21 protein-coding genes and 2 riboswitches are annotated in these 25,541 nt (G+C 53.3%); of the genes, 4 read left to right on the top strand and 17 right to left on the bottom strand.

Annotated elements, in window-relative coordinates; translation table 11 throughout:
- Position 1 precedes the first annotated feature (1 nt).
- Positions 2 to 1,180, bottom strand: a complete 1,179-nt coding sequence (locus C812_RS13640; RefSeq protein ID WP_016313233.1) for an SGNH/GDSL hydrolase family protein — start codon at positions 1,178 to 1,180, stop codon at positions 2 to 4.
- Between the two features lie 184 nt (positions 1,181 to 1,364).
- On the opposite strand from C812_RS13640, the gene C812_RS13645 reads away from it, so the two are divergent.
- A complete protein-coding gene (locus C812_RS13645; protein ID WP_016313234.1) occupies positions 1,365 to 3,176 on the top strand; it encodes a stalk domain-containing protein in 1,812 nt (603 codons plus the stop codon).
- 80 nt (positions 3,177 to 3,256) lie between these two features.
- Here C812_RS13645 and C812_RS13650 read toward each other — a convergent pair whose 3' ends face one another.
- From C812_RS13650 to C812_RS13660, 3 genes are all read right to left on the bottom strand, one after another.
- A complete protein-coding gene (locus C812_RS13650; protein WP_016313235.1) occupies positions 3,257 to 4,006 on the bottom strand; it encodes an amino acid ABC transporter ATP-binding protein in 750 nt (249 codons plus the stop codon).
- Positions 4,007 to 4,018: 12 nt separating this feature from the next.
- The gene (locus tag C812_RS13655) at positions 4,019 to 4,678 is read right to left on the bottom strand and encodes an amino acid ABC transporter permease (protein ID WP_016313236.1); all 660 of its coding nucleotides are present in this window, start codon (positions 4,676 to 4,678) and stop codon (positions 4,019 to 4,021) included.
- Between the two features lie 86 nt (positions 4,679 to 4,764).
- On the bottom strand, positions 4,765 to 5,550 hold the full coding sequence (locus tag C812_RS13660) for an amino acid ABC transporter substrate-binding protein (RefSeq protein WP_016313237.1): 786 nt from the start codon (positions 5,548 to 5,550) through the stop codon (positions 4,765 to 4,767).
- Positions 5,551 to 6,062: 512 nt separating this feature from the next.
- On the opposite strand from C812_RS13660, the gene C812_RS13665 reads away from it, so the two are divergent.
- Positions 6,063 to 6,989 carry a transposase gene (locus tag C812_RS13665; RefSeq protein ID WP_016313239.1) on the top strand — a complete coding sequence of 309 codons (927 nt, stop codon included), beginning with the start codon at positions 6,063 to 6,065 and terminating at the stop codon, positions 6,987 to 6,989.
- A 637-nt stretch (positions 6,990 to 7,626) separates the two neighbouring features.
- On the opposite strand, the gene C812_RS21540 is transcribed toward C812_RS13665, so the two are convergent.
- Positions 7,627 to 9,336: an alpha/beta fold hydrolase gene (locus C812_RS21540; protein ID WP_016313240.1), complete on the bottom strand. Its 1,710-nt coding sequence runs from the start codon at positions 9,334 to 9,336 to the stop codon at positions 7,627 to 7,629.
- Between the two features lie 42 nt (positions 9,337 to 9,378).
- On the bottom strand, positions 9,379 to 10,413 hold the full coding sequence (locus tag C812_RS13675) for an AraC family transcriptional regulator (RefSeq protein WP_016313241.1): 1,035 nt from the start codon (positions 10,411 to 10,413) through the stop codon (positions 9,379 to 9,381).
- Positions 10,414 to 10,569: 156 nt separating this feature from the next.
- Here C812_RS13675 and C812_RS13680 point away from each other — a divergent pair, with 156 nt between their 5' ends.
- Entirely contained in the window at positions 10,570 to 12,705 is a 2,136-nt protein-coding gene (locus C812_RS13680) for a glycoside hydrolase family 52 protein (protein ID WP_016313242.1), read from the top strand.
- Positions 12,706 to 12,762: 57 nt separating this feature from the next.
- Here C812_RS13680 and C812_RS13685 read toward each other — a convergent pair whose 3' ends face one another.
- From C812_RS13685 to C812_RS13725, 9 genes are all read right to left on the bottom strand, one after another.
- On the bottom strand, positions 12,763 to 13,938 hold the full coding sequence (locus C812_RS13685) for a GGDEF domain-containing protein (RefSeq protein ID WP_016313243.1): 1,176 nt from the start codon (positions 13,936 to 13,938) through the stop codon (positions 12,763 to 12,765).
- A gap of 168 nt (positions 13,939 to 14,106) precedes the next feature.
- Positions 14,107 to 15,123: a DMT family transporter gene (locus tag C812_RS13690; RefSeq protein ID WP_244268319.1), complete on the bottom strand. Its 1,017-nt coding sequence runs from the start codon at positions 15,121 to 15,123 to the stop codon at positions 14,107 to 14,109.
- A 135-nt stretch (positions 15,124 to 15,258) separates the two neighbouring features.
- A riboswitch (FMN riboswitch) is annotated at positions 15,259 to 15,415 on the bottom strand.
- 106 nt (positions 15,416 to 15,521) lie between these two features.
- Positions 15,522 to 16,808: a glycoside hydrolase family 18 protein gene (locus C812_RS13695; RefSeq protein ID WP_016313245.1), complete on the bottom strand. Its 1,287-nt coding sequence runs from the start codon at positions 16,806 to 16,808 to the stop codon at positions 15,522 to 15,524.
- 108 nt (positions 16,809 to 16,916) lie between these two features.
- Entirely contained in the window at positions 16,917 to 17,786 is an 870-nt protein-coding gene (locus C812_RS13700; RefSeq protein WP_016313246.1) for a MetQ/NlpA family ABC transporter substrate-binding protein, read from the bottom strand.
- A gap of 17 nt (positions 17,787 to 17,803) precedes the next feature.
- The gene (locus tag C812_RS13705; RefSeq protein ID WP_036625446.1) at positions 17,804 to 18,472 is read right to left on the bottom strand and encodes a methionine ABC transporter permease; all 669 of its coding nucleotides are present in this window, start codon (positions 18,470 to 18,472) and stop codon (positions 17,804 to 17,806) included.
- Positions 18,473 to 18,489: 17 nt separating this feature from the next.
- On the bottom strand, positions 18,490 to 19,254 hold the full coding sequence (locus C812_RS13710; protein ID WP_085278450.1) for a methionine ABC transporter ATP-binding protein: 765 nt from the start codon (positions 19,252 to 19,254) through the stop codon (positions 18,490 to 18,492).
- 170 nt (positions 19,255 to 19,424) lie between these two features.
- The gene (locus C812_RS13715) at positions 19,425 to 20,306 is read right to left on the bottom strand and encodes a nucleotidyltransferase domain-containing protein (protein WP_016313249.1); all 882 of its coding nucleotides are present in this window, start codon (positions 20,304 to 20,306) and stop codon (positions 19,425 to 19,427) included.
- Between the two features lie 41 nt (positions 20,307 to 20,347).
- Positions 20,348 to 21,112 (bottom strand): SDR family NAD(P)-dependent oxidoreductase, encoded by a 765-nt coding sequence (locus C812_RS13720; RefSeq protein ID WP_016313250.1) that lies wholly within the window; start codon positions 21,110 to 21,112, stop codon positions 20,348 to 20,350.
- 75 nt (positions 21,113 to 21,187) lie between these two features.
- Entirely contained in the window at positions 21,188 to 21,526 is a 339-nt protein-coding gene (locus C812_RS13725; RefSeq protein ID WP_016313251.1) for an ArsR/SmtB family transcription factor, read from the bottom strand.
- Between the two features lie 139 nt (positions 21,527 to 21,665).
- Here C812_RS13725 and C812_RS13730 point away from each other — a divergent pair, with 139 nt between their 5' ends.
- A complete protein-coding gene (locus C812_RS13730; RefSeq protein ID WP_016313252.1) occupies positions 21,666 to 23,072 on the top strand; it encodes an MFS transporter in 1,407 nt (468 codons plus the stop codon).
- 143 nt (positions 23,073 to 23,215) lie between these two features.
- Here C812_RS13730 and sdaAA read toward each other — a convergent pair whose 3' ends face one another.
- Both sdaAA and sdaAB read right to left on the bottom strand, forming a co-directional pair.
- Complete coding sequence (gene sdaAA / locus C812_RS13735) at positions 23,216 to 24,097, bottom strand: L-serine ammonia-lyase, iron-sulfur-dependent, subunit alpha (protein ID WP_016313253.1); 882 nt, start codon at positions 24,095 to 24,097, stop codon at positions 23,216 to 23,218.
- Positions 24,098 to 24,114: 17 nt separating this feature from the next.
- Complete coding sequence (sdaAB, locus tag C812_RS13740; protein WP_016313254.1) at positions 24,115 to 24,786, bottom strand: L-serine ammonia-lyase, iron-sulfur-dependent subunit beta; 672 nt, start codon at positions 24,784 to 24,786, stop codon at positions 24,115 to 24,117.
- 164 nt (positions 24,787 to 24,950) lie between these two features.
- Positions 24,951 to 25,076: riboswitch (glycine riboswitch) on the bottom strand.
- Between the last annotated feature and the right edge of the window lie 465 nt (positions 25,077 to 25,541).

Below are 25,541 nucleotides of genomic sequence, written 5' to 3' on the forward strand. Positions count from 1 at the left end.
CTCAGCGCTCCCGTTCATCATCACTGAAGTACCACGCCAAGAATGCGTCGGCCACGACCTTGCCTGCCGCTCCATTCGGATGGGGATCGTACTCCGAGCTCATGAATTCCGGACGCAGCCGGTGATCCTGCGGCGCGGGCTGGGACAGATGAACGGCCATGTCAAAGACGCGGTCAACGCCCGGAAGCGAGGCGGAGCGGATATGATCATTGACCCGCCGCCAGACCTGTTCCCGCTCTTCGCTGAAATTAAATGGCGGAACGGTGAACAGGATTATTTCCGTAGTCGGATCGTTTTGGCGAAGTAAGGAAACGATGGTCGTCAGGTCGGCCAGCAGCTCCTCTGAAGTACGGGCGCCGATATCGATATCGTTAACCCCAAGCGCCAGGATGATTTGGGTGTTCGTCCCTGGAGCCTGCCCCAGCTTCACCTTGTTCAGCCAGGCCCGATCGGCGGCAGCATCGTAGGCTCGTGCCCAGCCGGAGCCAAGGTTCCATACAGCATAATCATTGCCTAAGCCATCGGCAATTCGCGCCGCCCAATACTCGTAACCGTCCCGGCGAGTCCTTACGCCTTGCGTAATCGAATCACCAAGGAAGATGAGGCGTTGCTGCACCGGCTTTGCGCTGGCAATCAGTGCAGGCATGACCAGCAGATTCTCCGACTGCACAAAGCCATCGGCAGCAGCTTGATCCGCACATGCTCCCGGCGCATCAAACGCCATTACTAACATCTGCTCGGTATTGTAGGGAACCGTTTTGCCTCCCGACTCCGTTGAAATCGTCCAAGTAAACGCCAGCAGATGGCCTTCCGGCAGGTCGATCTTGACCGGATCGCTCCAAAACAACTCCCCGGGGGCGACCGCTTTGACTTCGTTGCCGCCGTCAAACGTAACGCGTACCTGTGAACCGGGCACGACCGAACCCTGCGGTTCCAAGCCGCCGTCCCCGACGTAGGCAGCTTCGATTCGCCACTGTCCGCCATATTCCCCACCGCGGGCAACCGAACCGTTATCCCATGTGGAATCGATGGCATTGCTATGCCAGAATCGGAGTTCTTGTGCTCCGTTTTCTCTTAATTTAATATAGGTCCGGTAGGTATGAGTGAACTTGTCCGGACGCTCCATGATATAATTGCATGCCGTCGAAACGACGGTGGCCGATGCATATTGATCTATCATTTCGTAGGTTCCTCCATCCTGCTGGTGTAAACGGCTTCTTTTTGATTCTACAACAGGGTTGTCAAAAATGCTCGCGTTACCTCCTAATTGCGCCAGCTTTTGACATAGCAACTTTTACAAGAGTTGAAGCGTCTAGTCATTAGATGACATCTTGTGTCTGGTTTATTGAAGGGAGAGTTTCGTATTGAAGAAGAAAATCATGTTGCTGCTATTAACAGCATGTCTAGGGCTGGGAACAGCCGGAGTTCATGCCGCTGAGAAAGCTAGCAGCCCAGTCCAAGGAAGCAGCAGCAGTTCGCTGAAAGAGGCGTTCAACGAGCTGGCGATCATTCCTTACGACTATCAAAGCAAAGCGTTTTTGCAAGGACAGAAGACAGATATTAGCGGAGATTATGAAGTCGTCCAGCGTAACGGGCGCGTCCTCGTGCCTATTCGTCTGATGGGATACTTGGCCGAGCATACCACCGGGGCCAACCAAGGGTATTGGGAAGTCGTCTGGAACGCGAAGACACCGGACGATGTGGTCCTCCGGAACGTAACACTCAAGCGAACGGTCAAATTCAAAGTGAACAGCAAGACCATGCTTGTTAACGATGAATCGGTGAAGCTCGACGTGCCGCCGCAAAAAATCGGCGGGCGGGTTATGTTGCCTCTGAGGGATGCCGCGACTGCACTTGGCAAGCAGATCGCTTGGCTGGACGGGTTGATTCTGATCGGCGATACGCCGATTAACCTGAAGCACCCGGATACGCTAGCAGTCAAAGACTCGATTAAAACACAGCTGACCGATCGGCGGAAACGGGTGGACTACGAGAAGATAGCGACCCCGTTGACGCAGTATGGAACCGACGTCTATTACATGAAGACCGTATACCTGAACAACGGCGCTTCCGTAGAGGAGCAGCTTTTCCGGAAATCGGGAAGCAACCAAGCGACGCGAGTTCAGGTACCCGGTACACCGGTGTTCCATTCGGGAAAACGGATCGGCGATCTTTTCTACTACGTGTCCACGGTGAAGAATCAAGCGTACCTGTACGCCTATGACCTTAAAAAGCAACAGGCCGAAAAAATCGCCACGCTCGGCGATTGGCGGCCGGAGGATGGCTGGCTGACGGATGTATGGAAATCAGATAACGAACTATTTGTTAACCTGCATGTCGGCGATTTAACGATGGGCGGGGACATGTTGTACCGGGTGAAGAACGGAGCATTGCAGGAGGTCTTGTCGGCGAAAAGTTTGGCCGGTCTTGCCTCAGACCGGGAAGCCCTGTACTATACCGATTTCCGGTTTATGACGGAAGTGGCGAACAACTTGAGCCGGTTTAACATGACAACCGGAGAGAAGGAATTGCTCGGAGAGCCCGGATATGCCTACGGCGTGGCCCGTTCGGTGGAAGAAAACGGCGGGGTCGGGTACAGAACCGATTCCTCGTTGGTGCTGAAAAACGGAGCCCTTTATACGATCGGCTTTAATGACAGCGATCCGAAGGATCCGAACTCCGTGTACCAGATCGATACAACCGGCCGGGCGCATGTGAAGCTGGCCGCGGGCGCAAGCCAATTCTGGGTGATTGGCGAGCAACTGTATTATCTAGAAGACAGCTCGGGTCACTTGATGCGCACCGGGTTAAATGGCGGAAAGCCCGCCGTTGCCTTGTCGTCACGGAACATTTCCCAGATCCGGATGTATGAGAACGTATTTTATTATACGTCCGCCAGCGGCACGGACATGGAGTTATTCCGGTTTGACCCAGCAACAGGTCAAGAGAAGAGACTGGCTGCTCTGGCGCCCGGTGCGACGGCTGATACGACCTTTGAGGTCAGTAAGTCCGGTGTCTACTACGTATCCCACGGTTATGAGCCCGGCATATACCATATTGCTGCCGACGGGAAACAACGTCGCTTGTCCAAGGATGCCGTGGACCAGTACGTTCTGACCGACTCGGGCATGATTTATACGTTGATTTACAAAGAAGGGGTTTACTCGGTGAAATAAAATAGGGTGGTAAAAAACGGCGGCAGCCTCAAACTTCGTAGTTGAAGTTCCGAGGCTGCCGCCGTTTTTGAATTTAGTGATCACAGCACCCGCTGCAAAAAGGACCGCGTACGCTCATGCTGCGGCGCACCAAACAGCTGCTCCGGCGGGCCGGACTCGATAATCTCCCCGTCCGCCATAAACATCACGCGGTCGGCTACCTCCCGCGCAAAACCCATCTCATGCGTGACGACAATCATCGTCATCCGCTCTTCGGCGAGCTGCTTCATCACCTGCAGTACCTCGCCCGTCAACTCAGGATCCAGCGCAGAGGTCGGCTCGTCGAACAGCAGGATCTCCGGGTTCATCATCAGGGCCCGGGCGATGGCAACCCGTTGCTTTTGCCCCCCGGACAAGTTAGACGGATAGACCTCCGCTTTATCGGAGAGCCCCACTTTCTCCAGCAACTCCGTCGCTTTAGCGCGGATGTCGGCAGACGGCTGCCTTTTTACCAGCTTAGGCGCGAGCTCCAGGTTCCCGCGCACCGTAAGGTGCGGGAACAGATTAAAATGCTGGAACACCATGCCCATGCGGGTAGCAATTTCCTTGAGCTTGGCGCTGCCGGCATACCGCCCATTGTCAACCAGCGGCTCCCCGCCAATCCGGATCGTCCCCCCATCAATTTCCTCAAGATGGGCCAAGGCGCGCAGCATCGTGCTCTTGCCCGATCCGGACGGCCCAATCACCGCCAGCACTTCGCTCGCAGCGACATTAAAGGAAATGTTTTTCAGCACCTCCAGGTGGCCAAACGATTTACGTAAATGCTCGACTTGAACGATTGCTTGATCCATGATTCCAGCCCTTTACTCAAATTTGAACTTCCGTTCCAACGCCTTAAACAGCACGGTCAACACCAATGTCATCAACAGATATAACACGCCTGCAAGTACAAAAGGTACGATCGTAAAATCCCGGTTGACGGCAGTTTGCGCGAAATGCAGCAGCTCGGGAACAGCCACTGCATAAAGCAGCGCTGTATCCTTGATCAGCGTAATCGACTCATTGGAGACAGCGGGCAGCGCGATGCGCAGCATCTGCGGCAACACGATTCGCGTTGTCGTCTGCCAGCGGCTAAGCCCTAGCACCTTTGCGGCTTCATATTGTCCTTTGTCAATCGCCAGCAAGCCGCCCCGGAAGATCTCGGCGAAGTACGCCGCGTAATTCAGCGTAAAAGCAACGCAAGCAGCAACAAACCGATCCATGACGAGGTACTCGCCGATACCCGGGATAACCGGCAGCCCAAAGCAAACGAACAGCATTTGCAGCAGCAACGGCGTACCGCGCATGACGTAAATATAAGCTCCGGCAAACCAAGCGACCGGCTTGATTCGGCTGCGAACCATAAAGGTAAAGGCGAAGCCCAGCGGAATCGAGGTCACAATGGCCAGCAGAAACAGCCAAATCGTCGTTTTCGTTCCTTCCAGCATCGGCCCTAGGATACTTAACAAATACTCCAGACTCATGATCGCTCTCCTCGGAACATCTTGAATTTTAACTTAATCAGCAAAAAACCGGATTCCGAAGCAATCCGGTTTCTACGCTTTCGTATCTACTTCAGCACTTTATCTTCGCCAAACCATTTCTTCGAAATTTCCGAAGCGGTACCGTCCTGGTTCAGCTCGTCGAGCGCTTTCTGCAGCTTGTTCAGCAGCTCCTCGTTGCCTTTCTTCACGCCGATGCCGTATTCTTCAGGCGCCAGCGACTCATCCAGCAGCTTAAACGTACCTTCTTCTTTCGCCATGTAGTATCTCGCCACAACTTCGTCGATTACGACCGCATCAAGCCGTTTCGTTTTGAGATCCGTAAGAGCAAGTACGTTGTCCGGGAACTCCGAGATCGTTTTGATCTCGCTCTTGATCGGAGCTGCATCCAGCGCATCCGCTGCGGAGGACAACGCCTGCAGGCCCACTGTCTTGCCAGCTAGATCACTCAGCTGAGTAATTTCCGAATCGGCCAGCGTTACGACCACTTGGCTATTTTTCAAATAAGGCTTCGTAAAGAGGACCTTGCCCTTGCGCTCCTCCGTAATCGTATATCCGTTCCAGATCAGATCGATCCGTCCGCTGTTTAACTCAGATTCCTTAGCCGACCAGTCGATCGGCTGGAACGTGGCTTCCATTCCCATTTTCTCCGCCGCCGCTTTAGCGTAATCAATATCGAAGCCCACAATCTCGTTATTTTCATCGCGGAAGCCCATCGGTGCGAACTTATCGTCAATGCCGATCACCAGCTGATTATCCTCTTTCCCCGCTCCTGACCCCGAACACCCGGCCAGCATCGTTAACACCAGAGCCATCACTAGGCTCATCAAAACCATTTTTCTATTAACTTTCATCTATCTCTCTCCCCCTGAGTAATACTATTAGCTCAACTCAAAACACCGCTTTAGTTCGCTAATACGTTATCAGACTATCATAATACCATACTACCAGAAAAGAGTCGATAGAATCCCATCCGTTTGCCAGAAACTCCCGAAGTAATGTGACAGGTCTTCGAACAATTTTCACGACCGCTTGACTGACTTGACCACACTTGACCACACGAAAACTTGAACGCATGAACCCATCCTGAACCCATCCTGCTCGAACCCATGACTGATTAATAGATTAGGAGGAGAGGCTTCTTCCCCCAGTCCCACCTTTTGCACGATTATCCCTTTGATTCAGGATTGGCGAATCGATCAAGGAGATTAAACTAAAGCTGCACAGTGATCTGAACATCCACATTTTTCGTGAAGATTTGGGATTTTTTAGTTGCTACAAGAACGTATGTTTGCTATAATGAGAAAAAAGGGAACACACGTACGCATTCAGTGAACTAGAGGAACTTCAATTGGAGGGATCGGACATGGAATTAGGTACGAGCATGGAGCTTAAATCTATCAGCAGCCGTTTTCAAAGCGAGGCCGACTGTATCGAGGCAATTATCGCGATGAAATGGCCAAATGGCTTCATCTGCCCGCGCTGTGCTTATACCGAGTGCACCCGTCTGTCCACTCGACATATTCCTTTATTTGAATGCGGAAAATGTGGCTATCAAGCCTCTCCTTTGGTCGGCACCATTTTTGAAAGAACCCATTTGCCTTTGGTGAAGTGGTTCCAAGCACTGGAGCTGTTTCTGCTCCCGGATGGCATCTCGGCGCTGCGGTTGAGTCAGGTAATCCAAGTGACCTACAAGACCGCTTGGCTCATGCTGCACAAAATCCGTCATACCCTTGGCGAATGTGAGGCGAAGGTCTTGCTCTCTGGAGAAGTAAAGGTAAGCCGCGATCAGTATGGGACGGATACCAAACGCTTTCATCCAGCTTGTCAGCCTTATGCCACCGCGGTTGTTGCCGGCTGCACGGTCACGGAGACTGGTGAACCCGAGCAAGTGAAGATTCAACTGATTCCGCACAAAAGAGGAGGGGGCGAGCAACAGGCTGACCGGAGCGATCTTGAGACATTCATCAACAAGTATGTCGATGGACAACATACCTCAACCAAGCGGTGGTTTCCTTTCGCTTATCGGATGTATCTGCCCTTGCGGAAAGTCGTGAGACAAGCAAGAGACTCGATCCGACGCACGTATGTCTCGCTGGGAATAACGCATTTGCAGGCGTATTTGAATGAGTACACCGTCCGCCGTTACCTGCGCATGACTTGTTCCGAGGAAGAGATGCGCCAAAACCTGCTGCAAATGTGCTTGTCCATTCCTGCCATCCCTTACCGCCAGTTAATCGCCCATGGTCTGAACGCACGCCAGCGGAAGCCGTTCCTTGCAGGTGCAGCGTGAGGCTGCTAACTGAGGTACTATGCGATTTTTATTGAGAAAAGAAAGAATGCTGATCGGAATGCCAAACAACATGAAATCGCCCCTACCTTGACTTTCGAACACAGTTAATCGACTCATTTACAGCTATACCAATTTCAGCATTTCCGCTTCTTATTCAGTATTTTCCCTTTCAGCTCAACCGATTTAAGCTATACCCAAGTTCAATTTATCGTTTTTTTCACAATCTAATCTATATTAACTCAGTGAGTTGTAGCTCAAATGTTCCTACCCATCGGTTTTCTCACATCACTTTTTTATTACTGATCTTGCATACTACTACACTTGGATATTACTTGGATGCTACTTTCTGCCCCCTACTTCCTTCACATTCTCCACCGGCTGATTCAACGGGATAATCGTTAAAAAGGAGGACGAGAACGTATTCCTCCCTCTTGCACATATCCGTACTTATCGGTTTACCGGCATCTTGCTTCAATTTTGCATATCACACTTTCTTTCTCTTGTTTCCATTTCCTGATGCAACGGGATAATCGTTGAAAAGAACGCGGAAAGACTAGGTTCCCCTCCCCCCAAAGGAAGAAGTCTTCCAATTCGAAGCAAAAAACCGTCCGATATCCATCGGACGGTCTATAGGCAGCTATTGTACTCGGTTCGCAGCCGAAGAAAGGACAAACTGCACAATCGGCGTGACATCGGGCAAGCTGTGCGGGTGGTGGCCCCCGCCTGGCTTAAGGATGGTCATCACCGATCCGCCATGTGCCCGGTAGGTGCGCTCAAGCACCGCCCCGTTCTCCTCAAACGGCACGTCGAGATCGGCGTCGCCGGAGATGAGCAGCACCGGCACGCCAGCGCTGGCCGGTGCGGTGAGCCCCGCGAGCAGGCGATCCGTCTCCTCGCCGGCGAGCCGGTTGGCCTCCGCCGGAGTGGCTGCTGACTTGGCGATGTCATACACCGCCAAGCAGTCGTGCCACTCCTCCGGCGCGCCCCGACCCGCACCCTGGCCCCCCGGCCAGCTGCGGATGTCCACCACCGGCGCGTCAAGATACAGCGCCGCGACGTGGTCAGGGTACAGCGCGGCGTACCGCAGCGCGTACAGGCCGCCCCGGCTGAAGCCGAACAACACCGGCTTCGGGGCGAGCTCATATTTCGCGGTCAGCCAGGCGCGAAATGCTTCCATCTGCCCGGAGGCGTACGGGCAGCCGTAGAGGTGGCTCAGCCGGCAGTAGGCCACGTGCCAGCCTTGCTCGAGCAGGGCCAGGTCGGCGTCCGCGAAGGCGCCGAAGAATTCGCTCCGCCAAACCCAAGGCCGGCCGGGCGCGGCCTCCCGCGGAGCAACTACCACGCATTCGCGGCCGCCGAAGTAGAAGTCGGTGCGCGCGAACCCCATCCATTCGCGCACCTCCGCGCTCTCTGTGCCGCCTTCCAGCGCAGCGGCGCGCTCGATTGCTGGCAGCAGTGCCTCCGCCTGCTGCAGCGCCTCCGCCAGCGGCGGTGTCTCCAGCTTGTTCGGGTTCGTGTGCCCGACATGCTCTCGCCACGCCGCATTCAGCACGGCTCGCCGCTGGCCGACGAGCCGGATAAACTCGCTGTCGCCCCCGTCGACCTCAGCCCAGGCCGGTATCCGCTCCAGCTCCAAATGGAACACACGGCTCAGGATCGTCTGGGCGATTACCCAATGCCCGTCTTCGTTCGGATGGATGCCATCGCCGTAACGATAACCCGCGTCCGCCTCACGACGTTTACGAATCAGTTCACTCAACGGGCGGCGGAGATCTACCACCGTCAGCCCTTCTGCTTCGCCGTACTGCTGCACCCAAGCTGCGTAGCGTTCCAAGACTTCGTTATATTTGACATACGGTCGCTCAAACGAGTATTCATTCATATCCTTCCCGTCTGGCAGCGCCTCTCCGCCAATCGAAGCAACATCAAATGGCGGCGGCGTCATCAGGATGACGCGGGCTCCGACGCTTTGCACCTGTTCCACAGCTTGACGCAACCCATCGCGGTAGGCTTCAAAACGCGCCTCCCCAAACGGATGATAAATTCCGTCGTTCATTCCGTAGCAAATAAACACCCAATCCGGCCGGGTTTCGGCCAAAGCGCGCTCCAGGCGCTCATGCACGCAGGGACGGGGGAAGGGGTGATCTTTTTCGCTGGTTCCCGCTACAGTCTCGCTGCTGACCCCCAAATTGATCCACTCCAGTCGGTGTTCCGGCAGATGCTTCAGGAAAAAAGCCTCCAAGTTCCGGATATACGTACCGTTCTCCGTAATGCTGTCGCCAAAAAAGACAATTCGCTTGCTTCGCGGTACCGCTAACAAGTCAGCGCTTTCATTTTTAGTGATCAAAACAGCAAGCCCCTTTCAAAATAAAATGGATATGACTTCAAGTTAAATATGAAACCGCGCTCTAAACTTGCCGGGTGATTCTCCAGTCCAGCGTTTAAACTGACGGCTGAAATGGGCAATATCCTTGTAACCAAGTCGTATCGAAACGGCTTCCACCGATAACTCCGGCTCCAACAGCAGCAGCTTGGCCTTCTTAAGCTTCAGCGCCGATAAATACTGGCGCGGCGACATCCCGTACACGCTGCGGAAAATCCGATTGCAGGAGGACGCGCTGTACCCAAGTCCGGCAGTGACCGCCGCGACAGTCTCGCGTGATCGATCGGCGTCCAGAACGTCGACGGATCGACGACCGGAGGAGCCTTCATCACGGGAGACACTACCGCGACTAACATTACTGCTGATACCCTTTTCGCCGGTGATGCTGGAACTGCTGTTTCTGGAACTGCTGCTTATGGTGCTTGCGTTCCCTAATGTTGACACGTTCCACGCCGCCCCCGGCTCCTCGACGCTGCGCTCCAGCGCGGCGGCGATCTCCGCCGCGATCCGGTTCATCCGGCTGCTTGGCGCGCCGGCGTCCTGTTTGGCCAACCCTTCGCTCAGCCCTGCAAACAGCTCGAACAGCGCAGCCATCGTCCGCATCTTGTCCGCCACCTTCGTACCTGACCCGTCCGAAGTAAGCGCGATGAGCTTGTCCAAGCTTGGCCGAATAATTTGGGCCAGCGGTCCGTCTGCGGTGTAGAGCGGATTCTCGCCGCGGCACAGCAGCTCGCGAAGCACGGGCTCATCGACGTTAAAATGCAAGCAATAATACGTCATCGACTCTGTTCCCAGCGCCCGGCTTTCGTGCATGTCCTCGGGGCGCAGCAGCAGAAAATCGCCGGGCTGCTGCACATAACGTTTACCGCCGACGATCATCTCTTGACTGCCTGCCAGCAGCAAGTTCACCTCGAACAGCGGGTGGCTGTGGCGCGGATACGACCACTCCGGCGTGACCGTTCGCAAATGCGCGGCAAAGAGCTTAAACGTCGAATCCATATTTGGCAGCATATATTCGGTAACCTGATGTTCTCTAGCCACCCTTATCCCTCCGCTTCTCTTTAATCGCTTTCCCTGCCTCACCGCCGTGCACGTTTTGGATAAATCGATCGGCGGTTTGGACATGGGCGTTCCCCAAAAGCCTTGTTATAATCAAAACTAGCATAACCGCTGTGAATTGAACAGGAGGTAATTAACTTGGGTAAAAATATATTTTTTAACGCGCATCACTCTCCGATGGGAGCGTTTGCCAGCTTTACATTAGGTTATCCCGGCCAAAGCGGCGGCTTCGACCTAGAAATGGCCAGCCCGCCGAACCAAAACATCTATATTGGCCTGCAGGACGATGGGCAAGAGCATTACCGCGCTTTCCCGTTCTTTGGCGAAGGTCTGGACGAGCGTAATCGTTACACGACCGAAGAGAGCAATTCAGGCTCCAGCGAGCGACATTCCGTTCAGCAAGTAGAGGGCGGTCTCATCCTGCCGTACAATCGGAATGAAATCGTCCGCCGATTTGGGGCAGCCATCGACGAATGGCAAGCCGGCGATTTGACGTTCCGCTTAATCTCCCCGTTTGAAGGCGTACCTGATCCCGAGACAGCAACGGAAGAGCAGCTGCGTTTCGCGCTGATGCCGGCCGTGCTTGCCGAGATCACGGTGGACAATACCCGGGGAACGTCGACGCGCAAAGCCTTCTTTGGTATGCAAAACAACGACCCTGTCAGCGCCATTCGCCGCCTGGAGGACGTGACGAGCGGCCGCATTTGCGGCATTGGACAAGGCCGCCATACCGCCATTGCGGCGAGCGATCCGCGGATTACCAGCGCTGGCTTTTTTACGATGGAATCGATTCTCAAACCAAAGGTTCCGGAAAATCTCCGGTTTGGCCTTGGCCCCGTGGGCGCACTGCTTATGGAGACACCGGCTGGCGAGAAAGCCACTTACCGCTTTGCACTTTGCTTCTACCGCGCCGGTTACGTCACAACAGGGATAGATGCATCCTACTACTATACGCGGTATTTCGCGAACATCGAAGAAGTAGCCGAGTATGCGTTAGCACAATTTGACCGTAAGCTGGAGGTTGCCCGCCAAGGCGACGCGCTAGTGAACGACGCTAAGCTAAGCGAGGATCAGAAGTTTATGCTTGCACATGCCATCCGCAGCTATTACGGTTCCACGGAGCTGCTAGAGCATGAGGGCAAGCCGCTCTGGATCGTCAATGAAGGCGAATACCGGATGATGAATACGTTTGATTTGCTGGTTGACCAGTTGTTTTACGAGATCAAAATGAATCCATGGACGGTTAAAAACGAACTCGATTTCTACACCAGCCGCTACAGCTACCGGGATACGGTGCGGTTTCCGGGAGATTCAACCGAATATCCTGGCGGCATCAGCTTCACGCATGACATGGGCGTAAAGAACTCGTTTACCCTTCCTGGCTATTCGTCTTATGAGCTGCATGCGCTCGACGACTGCTTCTCTCACATGACGCAGGAGCAACTCGTCAACTGGGTGTTAAGCGCCACCGTTTACGTCCATCAAACGAACGATCGCGAATGGTTGAAGCAGAACCTGCCGATTCTGGAGCAATGCCTGGAAAGCATGGTAAACCGCGACCATCCTGATCCGTCGCAGCGTACCGGCATTATGGGCCTCGACAGCTCCCGTACAATGGGCGGAGCGGAAATCACCACCTATGACAGTCTGGACGTCTCGCTGGGGCAAGCGCGGAATAACATTTATTTGGCCGGCAAGAGCTGGGCAGCGTACGTTGCCTTAGAGAAGCTGCTTCGCGACAATGGCCGCGAAACGGCGGCTGCGCTGGCAGGACGCCAAGCCGATTTGTGCGCCGCCACGATTACTTCTCATATGCTGCCGGGCGGTTACATTCCAGCGGTCATTCAAGAGAACAATGACTCGAAGATCATCCCTGCGATCGAGGGTCTTATCTACCCGCTCTACACCGGCTGCGAAGAAGCGCTGGATCCAAACGGTCGATTCGGCGCATATATCGCAGCGCTGTCCACGCACCTGAACACAGTGCTGCAGCCGGGCATCTGCCTGTTCGAGGACGGCGGTTGGAAGTTGTCCTCAACGAGCAACAACTCCTGGCTAAGTAAAATTTATCTCTGCCAGTTCATCGCCCGCCGGATCTTGGGTCTTCCGTGGGACGAACGAGGTCAAGCTGCCGATGCAGCACATGTGGGCTGGCTGACTTCCGAGAAGAATGCCTACTGGAGCTGGAGCGACCAGATGATGGCCGGTGTCATCTGCGGAAGTCGGTATTATCCGCGCGGGGTTACAGCAATTTTGTGGCTGGACGAGAACTGATCCCGCTTGCACACAACCAAAAAAAGGCCGGTCCCTTATGGGCCCGGCCTTTCGCTGTTACGCTCCGCTGCGTGCGGCCTGGTTACGGCCAGCATGCTTGGCTTGATACAAGGCTTCATCGCTGGATTTAAACAACTCCTGCAACGGCACATCCGAGCCTGCGGGAACAGTGACCACACCAATGCTGATGGTATACTCGGGTCTAGTGTCCAGGCGTCCGTGATTTCTCTGACTCTCCAGCACGGCGGCACGCAGATTTTCAGCGAACTCATCCGAGGCCTGCTCGTCCGCTCCCGGAAGGAAGATAGCGAATTCGTCTCCGCCATACCGACCAAACAAATCCCCCTCCCGCAGCCAGGGATGGACCTTCCCGGCGAATTCCTGCAGCAGCTCGTCTCCGATATGATGACCAAAGGAGTCATTAATCGTCTTAAAATGGTCCACATCGATCAGAATAAACGAGGCCGGGATCCCCACCCTCCGGCATTGCCGCAAGGTCTGCTGGGTATGGTGCATAAAGGCCCGCCGGTTCAACGCACCAGTCAGATCGTCATAGCTGGCCAATCTCATCAACTCCCGGTCCGTCCGCTCCTTGGAGAGAAGGAAGAAGCCCATGTTCCCCAGCATTAAAAGCGCATACAAAGCCAGGAAGGTTAACGTTTGATAGACGCCGGGGTTCATCATGTCCACCAATCCGAGACTGAAGAAAGCCAGCGGGGTGCGAGCGGTCAAGACAATCGCGATTGTGAGGTACATGTAACCTATCAGCTGGGACAATGAGGAATTCAATGACGATGTCACTAACCGAACGGCAGGAATCGCCAGCATCACCGCGATAGAGAGGGAGACGACAGCAATGCGAAGTGAAGCGGTATTATGCAGGAGAACAACCAGCAGGTAGGCTGTCATACCCGCTGCGGTCCAATATACGTAGAACCTCCTCGCTTTGGTGCTAAATCCGTCAGTCACTTGCAGCAATGCAACCATTTCAAAGGCAGCCCCCAGCAGTAAAAACAAATTCGCCGCTGTGAGCACGGCTATGCCCGATGTATTTTCCGATAATATAAACAAACCCCAGGTTACAGCCTGCAGCCATTTGGCGGCATAAAACACGTCCATCACTGACTGTTTGGAATTACGGAACTTGTATGCACTAAAGAGAATGATGGTCAGAAGATGGCCCAATACGAGCAATACGAATTCCGTTCCCATATCTAATTTTAGATCCAACATGAAGCTTTCCACCGTCTCCATCCCACGAAATAATCTTCATCCTTATTTGATACTTTTTCTTATCATATAACAAATTTCGCCAAAGAGGATGCAGAGAATGAAAAAAAAACGAGGATTTCCTTCCTGTCAGACAGGAGGAGATCCCCGCTATTTCATCGATTATTAAAATTATTGGTTAGTATCTCCCTGACGGGAGATCAGGAATAACGTGCCCCATATCAGCACGAACCCACAGGCTTGGGCGACTGTAATCAATTGCTGGAACGCAATCCAATTAATCAGAACGCCAACCATTGGGAAGCTCAGCTCCGCCAGAGTAGCGACCGACGCTTTGGTTGTGGTCAGCCCCTTGTAATAGACGAGCAAGCTTAGCAGGCCTGGCAACAACGCTTGTCCAAGCATATTGAGGGAAAATGCAGCAATTTGCGAGGTGCCGGTCGGCAGGCTCCATGCAGCCCCTTCATTCCAAGTGATCGCCAGCAACAGCGGCAACGCCAAAATAAACCGCAACGATGTCACTGTCTCATATTTCATCGTTCCTACCATCAACCGCCCCATCACTGTGGATCCGCCCCACAAGGCGGCTGCCCCTAACGAGAGCAGGCTGCCGAGCTGCACGAAATCGCTCCAATGCCCAATCGGCATCGTAAAACCGAAGGTCAGCAGATACGTGCCCAGCAACGCAATAAGCAAATATCCGAAAAAGTAGCGCGGCAGTTTCTCCTTAAGCAGCAATCCGGCCAGCAGGATGGCAAACAGCGGCTGCATTTTTTGCAGCAACAGGACGGCGTTCAGATCTCCGCTCGACAAAGCTAACGTAAACAGAATCGTGGCAATCGCCGAACCGCCCCACGAAATGAATAGCAGCGCGCCTCCTTGACGCCAACCTAGCCCTTTAAGCTCAGAGCGATTTTTCCATAAGACCGGGATGGCAAAAAGCGCAATAATCAGATGCTCAATCAGTACGATTTGCGCCGAGGTGAGCGACTTCAGCAGGATGACCCGAAACAACGGGTCAACGCCCCACAAGGCTGCCCCCAACACGACAAGCCAGAAACCGCTGCGCGATTTGCGGGCTTGAGCCGTTCTCGGCGAATGTTGAATCGGACCGGATGCGCCGGCAAGCGCTCCTGCATTCACTCCAGCTGAGAATTGCATACCACTGCTTACTTTGACTTTCTCCATGGTGTCTGTCCCCTTCTTGAATAGAGGGTCTACGTAGAAAACCCCCGCATCGACCTTCCTGAAGGCTTTGCGAGGGCTGACCAAATAAGCTTGGCAGGCGACCATGACAGGTCCCTGATTCAAACTTTAAGCTTCATTGATCTCCTCCCATCCGGACTATACCGTCGGCCTTGGATTCTCACCAAGTCAGTCACTTCAGGCTATGAAAGCCATCCGCGAGTCGCGGGCTGCGGTTTCCTCTTGACGAAACCTCACCGCCGGTCGGGAATTTCACCCTACCCCGAAGATCTCTATTCATTTAATTTTGGATTACTTAAGTTGCTTCTATCATACCGCAGGCTGTCAAGTGTCTCTGTTACAAAAATCACAAAGTTTACTCGCGTCCCAATCAATCAAAGTTATCCCCGTTTGACCACCTCGAAATTGTCTTCAAGCAACAGCCAATTTTGCGGAAAACTTAAACCCAGCTTCCAATAACTCATTCCGCGCAGCCCTAACTCCTTGATCAGGTCAAACTTCGCTTGAATCGAGCGAGCATCCTCAAACCAAACTTCATGCTCCCGACCTTCCGCATCCCAATATTGGAAAAAAGGTGCCTGATCCCGCTCGCTGTATTGAATGGCGACGCCATGCCGCGCGGCAATTTGAATCGCCTGCTGCGGACTAATCGCCCTTGCGGAGCTTCCCTCCACAAATGGCAACGTCCAGTCATACCCGTATAGGTTTTGCCCCATCATGATCTTGGAGCCCGGCATTTCCGTCAGCGCATATTCAAGTACCCGGCGGACAGGACCAATCGGCGACACTGCCTGAGCCGGTCCACCGCTGTAGCCCCATTCATAGGTCATGATCACAACAAAATCGGCGATTTCACCGTGGGCCCGGTAATCATGCCCTTCATACCATTTGCCTTTCTGATCGGCACTGGTCTTTGGCGCTAAAGCAGTCGACATCAGCCAGCCCTGCTCCGCGAATCGCGCTTTGGCTTTACGCAAGAAGGCGTTGTATGCCTCGCGGTCTTCGGGCCGCAAAAACTCGAAATCGAAATGAATATCCCGAAATCCGTATCGGTTTGCGGTCGTGACGATGTTGTCCAGAAACCGATCTTGAATCGGGATATCATTGAGCAAGATCCGGCCAAGCTCATCGCTAAACTGGTCGTTCTCCTGATTCGTGATCACCATCATCAGGACAACCCGGTTTGACCGAGCAATTTCCGGAAACTGATTGAGCGGCGGCTCTCGAAGCGAGCCGTCCCGTTGCGCTAGGAAGCTGAACGGAGCCAGGTAGGTCAGATATCGCGCGGTTTCCCGCGCACTTTCCTCCAGCGCTGCAGAGACCGTTCCGCCGCGCGGCTCTACATAAGCGTTAAACTCCGCTCTTCTTCGCGGCCGCGGCGGAATGTACAGCCGAAACCCGATCGAAAGGGGTTGATCTACGCTGATGGCATTCACGCGGGCCAACTCATGATAACTTAATCCAAATCGTTGAGCGATCGACCATAAGCTGTCCCCAGGCCGGACCCAATAATAGTTGCCGACGTTCGGGATGACCAAGGTTTGTCCAACCACGAGCCTCTCCGGATTCGGCAATTCATTAGCTTCAACGATATCTTCATAAGGTATGCCATAGGATTGTGCGATACGATATGTCGTTTGCCCCGGCTGGACGATATGAACCTGCATCGACTCCCCTCCTCCATATGGATCATGCTAACATCATCCTATGAGGAGGGAAGTTTGACCTATTCCGATCAGCAGGTACTATACCAAGATTCGTGCCAGGGCACTAAATTAAAACGCCGGAAGCGCAATCTCGTCGTAGTTGTCCTCGAGGAACTGCTTGACCTCTGGACTAGAAATCGCCTTTGCCAGCTTCTGAATCGGCTCGGAATCGCGGTTATCCTCACGAGCCACCAAAGTGATGGCAAATGCCGATTCGATGGTTTCCGTCAGCAAAGCATCCTTCTTCGGTGTAAGTCCCAGCGGGCTGGCATAAGCCGGTGTCATCAGCACCAAATCGGCATCGTCCAGCATCCGGGCCAACATGAGCAGGTCAACTTCCTCGAATTTATAGTTATGTTTGTTCTCTACGATATCTGCAACAGTCCCGTTAATCCCTACGCCTTCCTTCAATTTAATCACGCCGGCTTTGTCCAGCATGTCAAGGGAGCGTCCACCGTTAGACGCGTCATTGGCGATAACAATCGTTGCTCCATCCGGGAGCTCTTCCATCGATTTATACCGTTTGGAATAAGCGCCGTATACCGCATGATACACCGGCTGAACCGGTACGAGGTTCGCGTTTTTGTTTTTATTGTACTCCTCCATCCAAGGGACATGCTGGAAGAAGTTCGCATCCACTTCCTTGTTCGCCAGTGCATCATTGGGCTGCACATTGTCCGACAAGATCACAACTTCCAGGTTGATGCCCTCTTCCTTCAGCTGCGGTTTGATCAGTTCCAGAATGTCCGTCATCGGTGGAATCAGCGAAGCTACTTTCAGTGTGGTTTCTGTAGTTCCGTTCTCTGTCGTCTCCGTCTCTGCCGCTGCCGGTGCTTCCACACCTGTTCCGTTATTCGAGGTATTGCTGTTATTGCCGCAAGCGCTCAGCACCAACATCAGAACTACGAGCGACATGATCCATTTTCCTGTTTTTAGCATGGTTTCTCCCTCCATTGTCAGCGTTTATCCAACCATCGGGACAACGCATTTCCTATAAATTGAATTCCTTGTACCAAAATAACCATCAGCACAATCACCACAGCCATCAGCTCGGTTTCGAACCGTTGATAACCGTAACGGATGGCAAAATCGCCAACCCCTCCGCCGCCAACCACACCCATCACCGTCGAATAGGAAATGAAGCTGATCGTCGAGGAGGTTAATCCCAGCACCAGGCCGGAACGGGCTTCAACATACAAAAATTTCGTGATGATCTGCAGCTTGGACGCCCCCATCGACCGGGCCGATTCAATAACGCCGCGCGGCACCTCCAACAGCGATTGCTCAACGAATCGCGCATAGATGGCAATGGCCACAACGGCCAGCGGAATCGAGGCAGCCAGCGTTCCGATCGCCGTACCCACGATCAGGCGGGTGAGCGGAATCATAAACACCACCAGCAACAGGAACGGAAAGGAACGAACGACGTTCACGATCCCGTTCAGCAGAGCGTACCTCAGGGAGTGCTCATATAACTGGCCTTTACCGTTCAGATACAATGCTGTTCCCAGCGGTAAGCCAATTAGTAAGGCTGCCAGCAACGCGATCCCAACCATCATGAAGGTCTCGCCGATCGCTTCGCCAATTTGACTGCGGTACTGAACGAAGCCCTCCCACATCATCATGAGAAAATCCAACGCCTTTACACCTCCATCCCGCCAAGCAACTGCTCCCGGTACGAGGCGTGGTAACCGGTTCTTCCAGCAGTGCCAACTTCCGCCTCATTCCGCTGAAGCGTAAACGCATCGGTGATCCGCCCCTCTTCCATCACCGAAACCCCTTGGCAAATGCTGCGCACCACGTCCATCTCATGCGTGACGATCACGATCGTCACCCCTAAGGTCCGATGGATATGCAGCAGCACCTCGAGAATCTCTGCTGTGGTTTTCGGATCAAGCGAGGAGGTCGGCTCATCGCACAGCAGGATGCTAGGCTGACTTGCCAACGCCCGGGCAATGGCTACCCGCTGCTTCTGTCCCCCGCTGAGGGATGCCGGATATTGGTCAGCCTTGTCCTCCAGGCCAACGAAACGCAGACATTCCCCCACGCGTTCGGCGCGCTCCTTCTTCGGTAATCCGGCAAGCTCCAGCGGAACCGATACGTTCCCGCTGACCGTCCGGTTATTCAGCAAGTGGAACTGTTGAAAAATCATGCCGATCGAGCGCCGCACCTCACGCCGCGCTGTTTCAGGGAGCGCAGTGAGCTCCTGGCCCAGAACTGTCACTTTCCCTTGATCCGGCAGCTCCAGAGCATTCATCATTCGCAGCAACGTCGATTTCCCTGCTCCGCTAGGTCCGATAATGCCGTGGATGGTGCCTTCCGGGATCTGCAGGGAGACATTGCGCAACGCTTCAAATTGCCCGTTTTGCAAGCTGTACGTTTTGCTGACATGCTCCAACGTGATGATAAGCGTCCCCCCTCTCACTCCAGTGACTGTATTACTTATTTTTTTATTCTGTTACATTGTGCTTTCTTCCGTTGATTATAGACCATGTATGCATCTGTGTCACTAATTTTTGATGTTTATTATAAAAGAGAAAAAAGAAAGAACCGCCTCAGCGGTCCTTTGAGTGGTTCTTACCTTATTCTCATCTTCCACACTTCCTGCAGAACGGAAATGAACATTTCATCCAGCATTTCAGACAAAGCCGAGCCCCTATTTCGACTCGGGGGCTCCAAGATCGATGCGAGCCGCTCGTATCCTTCTATTCGACCGGTTAAATAACCGTCCAAACGCGAAAGACGGGACTCGGACTCTGGGTGGGCTCCGCTTCGCTTCAATTCCAGCAGCAGGTCGATCTCTTCGCGGATCCCGCCGTCCAAGTCCGGTAATGCAGCTTCAAGCAGCAACTCTATGCTCATTGGCGGCGGGCTGCTATAGCGCTCGATCCAAGCACAAGCCAACACAGGCCGGAGTACCGAAAGGTATGCCTTTGGGGCAGCTTGCTTGCCGAGGTGCTGGGGGCGCCAATTTTGCTTCGCCATATGCAAGTAATGGTACATCGCCGCTTTGGCAGAGAAAGCACGTTCTGCGAGCGACTGCAACCGTTCCTTTAAGGAGTAGGCTTCGGTATAAACAATAGGAGCAGACAGCCACTCGAACAAAGACGGGTTACCCTTCCCAAGCAGCGACAGAGCCTTGCGCAGATCCCAACCCGCAAGGTCAAGGCTGCAGGCGTTCCCCAACTGAGCCGGACCAAGTGAATCAACGCCAGTGGCTCGTTCTTCTGTTTCTCCCGTTGGGCCATACTCGATGACGTCCCTTTTTTCTCGGAGCGACAAATACCACTCCACCGGCCGCACATAAATGAACCTGACGTCGTAGTCGCTGGCAGGAGACGCAGTACCCCAGGCCCGGCTGCCCGCTTCGCAGGCATACAAAATCCGCACCCGCTCCGCCATCTCCATCTGTCGTAAATGGCTCTGGATCAACGAGTAGCTTCCTTCCGCCGATTCCACCTTGCGCGCCTCCTTCTTATCCAGCCTCACTTAGCCATGGCCTAAATAGCCGGCATCACATTTCCACCGGTCACCGGGAGGTACGCTCCTGTGATAAAACCAGCTAAATCAGAAGCCAGGAACGCCACCGCATTGGCAATATCTTGATCTTCTCCCCGCCGCTTCAGCGGAACTCCAGTAATATAAGCTGTATCATTCCGATCCGTCAGTTCACGGTCGCGATCGCTGATCGTCCAGCCCGGGGCGACCTGATTTACGGTTATCCCGTACTCCCCAACCTCTTTAGCCAGGACGCGGTAAACGCCGTCCATGCCTCTTTTCCCTGCCGTATACGCCGACTGGTTGGGGAAGTTCTGCATAGCGCACTCGGTATTAATTCCGATAAAGCGCCCCTTTCTTTTGTCCATCATCGCAGGAATAAATGCCTTGGCCAGGAACACACTCTGCAGAACACAGGATTCAAACTGGCTCACGTAGTCTTCCGCTGGTTGCTTCAGAACCGAAGTCCAGTTATATTGCACCACGGCATTGGCAACAACGATGTCCGGATCGCCAAGTTCCGCCGTAACCTTCGCTTGGATTGCTTGGATATCCGCTTCCTTCGTAATGTCGCCTTGTACGATCAAGGCCTCTCTTCCGGTCGCAGTGATCTCTTGAAATAATTCCCGGGCTTTGGCTTCGTTATTCACATAATGAATAACTACCTTTGCTCCGCAATCGGACAATGTCCGGGTGATCACCCGACCTAACTGCCCAGTCGCTCCGGTAATCAGCGCAATTTGTCCTGAGAGATCCAGATTTAACATAAGGTAAGCTCCCCTTTGGCTTCGATTTCTCACTCAAGTCTCTACTTTAATAAGAACATCTTAAATAAGAACATCTTACTCCGATTCGGCGCATTGCTCCTGCGATTGGGTTTTCTCATAAGCCTCCAGGATCGAATTCAACAACCCGGGAAAGCGGGCTTCCAAATCCTCTTCCCGCACCGATATAAACCGCTGTGTCCCTTGGATTCGAGTCGTGATGACACCGGCTTCCCGCAGTGTCCGGATATGGTGAGACAACGTTGATTTCGCGATTGGAACCTCGAAATAATTACATGGCCGTTCGCCGGAACGCCGCATTTCCGCCACGACGCTAAGCCGAATCGGGTCACTTAACGCATATAATACGGAAGACAATTGAATATCATCCCGTTCGGGGTGGTATAGAACTTTCATAAGGAAAAACTCCTTTATTACTAAATTTCGTGATGAATTTTATTCTCCCCTCTTTACATCATAAGATAAGGCGTGTTATATTTCAAACGTTCGATTATATTAGAACAATAGAACAAAGATAAGAGTGGAGGTAAAAATCATGCGTAACACTACCACCGGTCCTCAATCTTCCGGAACTCCCACTTCTTCGGAAGCACTCCAACGCGAAGGGCTGCTGACAGTGTTGCTTGCTTTCGCTGTCGTTCTGGTCATCATGAATACAGCGATGTTTAACTTGGCGCTGCCGGACATCACCAATACGTTCCAAATGTCAGCGGCCACTTCGTCACTAATCGTCACCGGCTATTCGATTATGTTCGCCATCTCGTCGATCACATTCAGCCGGCTTTCCGATTTCCTGCCGATTCGGCGATTACTGGCAATTGGACTTACGACACTGGGTCTTGCCGCCATTACCGGGTTGTTCAGCCCCAACTTCTGGATCGTGCTCGTTGTTCGCATCGTGCAAGCATCTGGTGCAGGAGCAGTCATATCGTTATCCCTGGTTACATTATCCCGTTACGTTCCCGTCGAGCGGCGTGGCAAAGCGATGGCTATGATCATGTCGGCCGTATCACTGGGTCTTGGTCTGGGGCCCGTTGCCGGCGGCGCGATTGTCGAATATTTTGGCTGGAGATACCTGTTTATCATCACGGCGTTAACTCTGATTCTGGTACCGCTGTTTCTTCGGTATATTCCAAAAGAACAACCCGTACGGGGATCGTTTGACACTCTTGGTGCAATATTCGTCGCTGTGGGAACAACAGGTTTGCTGATGTACTTGACACAGCATTCCTGGTTGGCACTCGCCATTGGCGCAGTTGCGCTAGCGCTGTTCGTCTGGCGCATACGCACCGTCGCAGATCCGTTTGTTTCGCCCGCTTTATTTCGTAACGGGTCATATTTAGCATTGTCGATCGTAGGGATCGCGTCGTATTTGGCCAGCTTTGCCACCTTGTTTTTGCTGCCGCAAATTTTAGTGCATCACTTCGAATTAACTGCCAGCCATGCCGGTCTGATCATCTTCCCGGGTTCGATCCTCGCGACGGTGGCTTCCCGCAAGGTAGGTTCAATCATAGACCGTCACGGGAACGGTATGATCCTGCGGTACGTTCCGCTGCTCGTATTGATCTCTATGGTTTTGTTCGCGTTGTTCAGCGGGCAATCATGGCTCGCCATCCTGTTTATCTATATTCTGATGAGCCTTGGATTTACGATAATCTCGAGCAGTGTATCCAATGAAATCTCCCGTGTTCTTCCGGCATCTCAGGTAGGTTCGGGAATGGGCCTTTACCAGCTGTTGCAATTCTTTAGCGGTGCTTTCAGCGTCGCCATGGCATCCAGCGCAATGGAATGGCAGCACGGTTTGCCGTTGTCCACGGCTTACTCGAACATTTTCTGGGGCTTGATGGTGATCGCGCTGCTTGCACTCGTCTCGTCGTTCGTCTATTTGCGCAGCGTTACTGTTAAAATAAGTCCGCAACAAAGTACCTCTTTGGAAGCATAACCCGATAAAACTCATACAACCCCTGAGGGAGCATTCCATAGGCGATCCTATCGATGCCCCGCAGGGGTTTTGTTTTTTTCGCAATCCAGTTCCGCAATATCCAGTGCAGCAGCGGCGTTAAGTTGAAGATAAGGGGTACACAATCACTTCTTCCGACTGCGCAGCTCCTTCATGATCTTACGGCCGGTTGGCGTTTGCGCCAGCCCTCCTTGCGCGGTTTCGCGGTGGCGGCTAGGCATCGCTGAGCCGACCTCCAGCATCACGTCGATCACTTCATCCGACGGGATCGCGCTGCGCACACCGGCCAAGGCCATATCAGCGGCAGCCAGCGCATTGACCGCTCCAAAGCCGTTGCGAACGATGCAAGGGATTTCGACCAGGCCGCCAACAGGATCGCAGATCAGGCCCAGCGTGTTCTTGAGCGCGAGGCCAACGGCGTGCACCGCCTGTTCCGGCGTCCCGCCGCGCAGCTCGACCATCGCCCCGGCCGCCATTCCGATCGCCGATCCAACCTCTGCCTGGCAGCCGCCTTCCGCGCCGGAAATAAACGAGTTGTTGGCGATCACATAACCGATGGCTCCAGCGCAAAACAGCCCGCGCACGAGATGCTCATCCTCCCATCCGAAGCGCTCTTGGGCGCTGACGAACACGCCAGGGATGATGCCGCAGGAGCCCGCCGTCGGCGTAGCGACGATGCGCCCCATCGAGGCGTTCACCTCGGAGACGGCCAGCGCATAAGCCATGGCCTGACATGCGATGTCACCAACCGAAGCCTCACTGCGATTGCGGTAGGCTTCGACCCTTTTGGCATCGCCGCCAGTCAGCCCGCTTGTGGAGACGATGTCCTCGGTCAGCCCTTTATGTACCGCCGTTTTCATGATTTGGTAGTACTCGTTCATGGCAGCCACAATTTCTTCCTCCGTTTGCCCGCTCTCTTCCACCTGATCCTGAATCATGATGCTGGAGATCGTCTTGGATTCCCGTTCACAAAGTTCAACCAGCTCACGCAAATTTTTAAAACGCATCGTGCTCCCTCCTCGTTTTACTTCGTCAGATCAATGTAGGACACTTGGCTGACATGCTCCAACGCACGGATCGCCTCCACTAATTCCGGCGGAATGGACGAGTCGGCCTCCACAACCGTCAGCGCCTCGGCAGTCCGCCCTTTCCGATCGGTAATAATGTAGCCGATATTCACATTCTCCCGGCTGAACAAAGCCGTAATTCCTGCCAACACTCCTTGTCGGTCCGCGTGGGAGATGACCAGCGTTGGCAGCTCGCCTGAGCATTTCACCTCAAAACCGTTAATATTGCGAATAACGATGGTCCCTCCGCCGATGGATGCCCCCATGACCTCGATAGAACTTCCGTCTTGGCAGGTCAGTTTTATTTTTACCGTATTCGGATGAGCCCCAGGCAGGACTCCAGTGGTAAACACCACTTCAATCCCCTGCTGTTCAGCATTCTGTATCGACTGGCGGATTCGCTCATCGTCCGTTCGGTAATCCAGTATGCCGCCAACGATGGCCAGATCGGTTCCGTGTCCACTGTACGTCTCAGCAAAGGAGCCGTAAAAGCAAATCTCCGCCTTGACCGGCGCGGTTCCGAGCAGCTGACGGGCAAATCGTCCAATCCGTACAGCACCGGCCGTATGTGAACTGGAAGGCCCAATCATCGCTGGACCAATAATTGAAAATACGCTTTTAAATCGCATCGCTACATCTCCCCATCATTTTTATATGACGAAAAAGAGACAGAACAAAAAGGCTGCTGCCTTTCGCTCTGTCCCCGTTACCTGAAAGTTTAATGGTCCCGGTCCAAACCTAACATCCGAGATCCATGTACCTCTTGGGTGGCTGTTCGCTCTCTCCAGAGTGGCGTCCGATCATGGTCCTTGTACCTGAGAGATTCGGCTGCCGGCTGCAGGACCGACCCTTGCTCCTTCGGTGCCGCTAAGCCGGTTCCCTCTTCGGTTCAGCCCGCGGACTCTCCCATCATCCTCATTCGCCAATATGAATTTGTGCTTAATGTAAACCGAAGTTAGCAAGATGTCAAGATAACTCACATAAAATCCGATAATTTGCATCAAATTCTAGTTATTTTTTCCTATTTTTATGAGAAAATATGTATATTTTACACATCCAGCCACTTGTACGCCTGATTTTGCAGATATATACTGTCCGTAACAACCCCAGATATTACCTTATTTTATGAAATGTTGAGAAATAAGGTTCATTCCATGTTAACTTTTCTTCACACTATGACCCCTGCTAACCTAACGATTCACTCCACACCATTGGTTTCAACTCACATCTTCCATGGTTTACTACGCCTGATTCCACTATTTTACATAAAGGAGGTGATGTAACCAAGAGGCAATTGATTCATTTTTTGTCAGTCGTCATGCGTCCGGACTCAGCTCTTGTTACTCCGGACGACCGTCACAGGATGAATGTTGGGCTTAAAACT

The sequence above is a fragment of the Paenibacillus barengoltzii G22 genome, from assembly GCF_000403375.2.
In the GTDB taxonomy this organism is placed as follows: Bacteria; Bacillota; Bacilli; order Paenibacillales; family Paenibacillaceae; genus Fontibacillus; species Fontibacillus barengoltzii.

What these genes read in the sequence shown, in the direction of transcription:
- C812_RS13640 (WP_016313233.1), bottom strand. Translation starts at nt 1,180, where the DNA reads ATGATAGATCAATATGCATCGGCCACCGTCGTTTCGACGGCATGCAAT.
- C812_RS13650 (WP_016313235.1), bottom strand. Translation starts at nt 4,006, where the DNA reads ATGGATCAAGCAATCGTTCAAGTCGAGCATTTACGTAAATCGTTTGGC.
- C812_RS13655 (WP_016313236.1), bottom strand. Translation starts at nt 4,678, where the DNA reads ATGAGTCTGGAGTATTTGTTAAGTATCCTAGGGCCGATGCTGGAAGGA.
- C812_RS13660 (WP_016313237.1), bottom strand. Translation starts at nt 5,550, where the DNA reads ATGAAAGTTAATAGAAAAATGGTTTTGATGAGCCTAGTGATGGCTCTG.
- C812_RS13665 (WP_016313239.1), top strand. Translation starts at nt 6,063, where the DNA reads ATGGAATTAGGTACGAGCATGGAGCTTAAATCTATCAGCAGCCGTTTT.
- C812_RS13685 (WP_016313243.1), bottom strand. Translation starts at nt 13,938, where the DNA reads ATGTTGGATCTAAAATTAGATATGGGAACGGAATTCGTATTGCTCGTA.
- C812_RS13690 (WP_244268319.1), bottom strand. Translation starts at nt 15,123, where the DNA reads ATGGAGAAAGTCAAAGTAAGCAGTGGTATGCAATTCTCAGCTGGAGTG.
- C812_RS13695 (WP_016313245.1), bottom strand. Translation starts at nt 16,808, where the DNA reads ATGCAGGTTCATATCGTCCAGCCGGGGCAAACGACATATCGTATCGCA.
- C812_RS13700 (WP_016313246.1), bottom strand. Translation starts at nt 17,786, where the DNA reads ATGCTAAAAACAGGAAAATGGATCATGTCGCTCGTAGTTCTGATGTTG.
- C812_RS13705 (WP_036625446.1), bottom strand. Translation starts at nt 18,472, where the DNA reads ATGATGATGTGGGAGGGCTTCGTTCAGTACCGCAGTCAAATTGGCGAA.
- C812_RS13720 (WP_016313250.1), bottom strand. Translation starts at nt 21,112, where the DNA reads ATGTTAAATCTGGATCTCTCAGGACAAATTGCGCTGATTACCGGAGCG.
- C812_RS13725 (WP_016313251.1), bottom strand. Translation starts at nt 21,526, where the DNA reads ATGAAAGTTCTATACCACCCCGAACGGGATGATATTCAATTGTCTTCC.
- C812_RS13730 (WP_016313252.1), top strand. Translation starts at nt 21,666, where the DNA reads ATGCGTAACACTACCACCGGTCCTCAATCTTCCGGAACTCCCACTTCT.
- sdaAA (WP_016313253.1), bottom strand. Translation starts at nt 24,097, where the DNA reads ATGCGTTTTAAAAATTTGCGTGAGCTGGTTGAACTTTGTGAACGGGAA.
- sdaAB (WP_016313254.1), bottom strand. Translation starts at nt 24,786, where the DNA reads ATGCGATTTAAAAGCGTATTTTCAATTATTGGTCCAGCGATGATTGGG.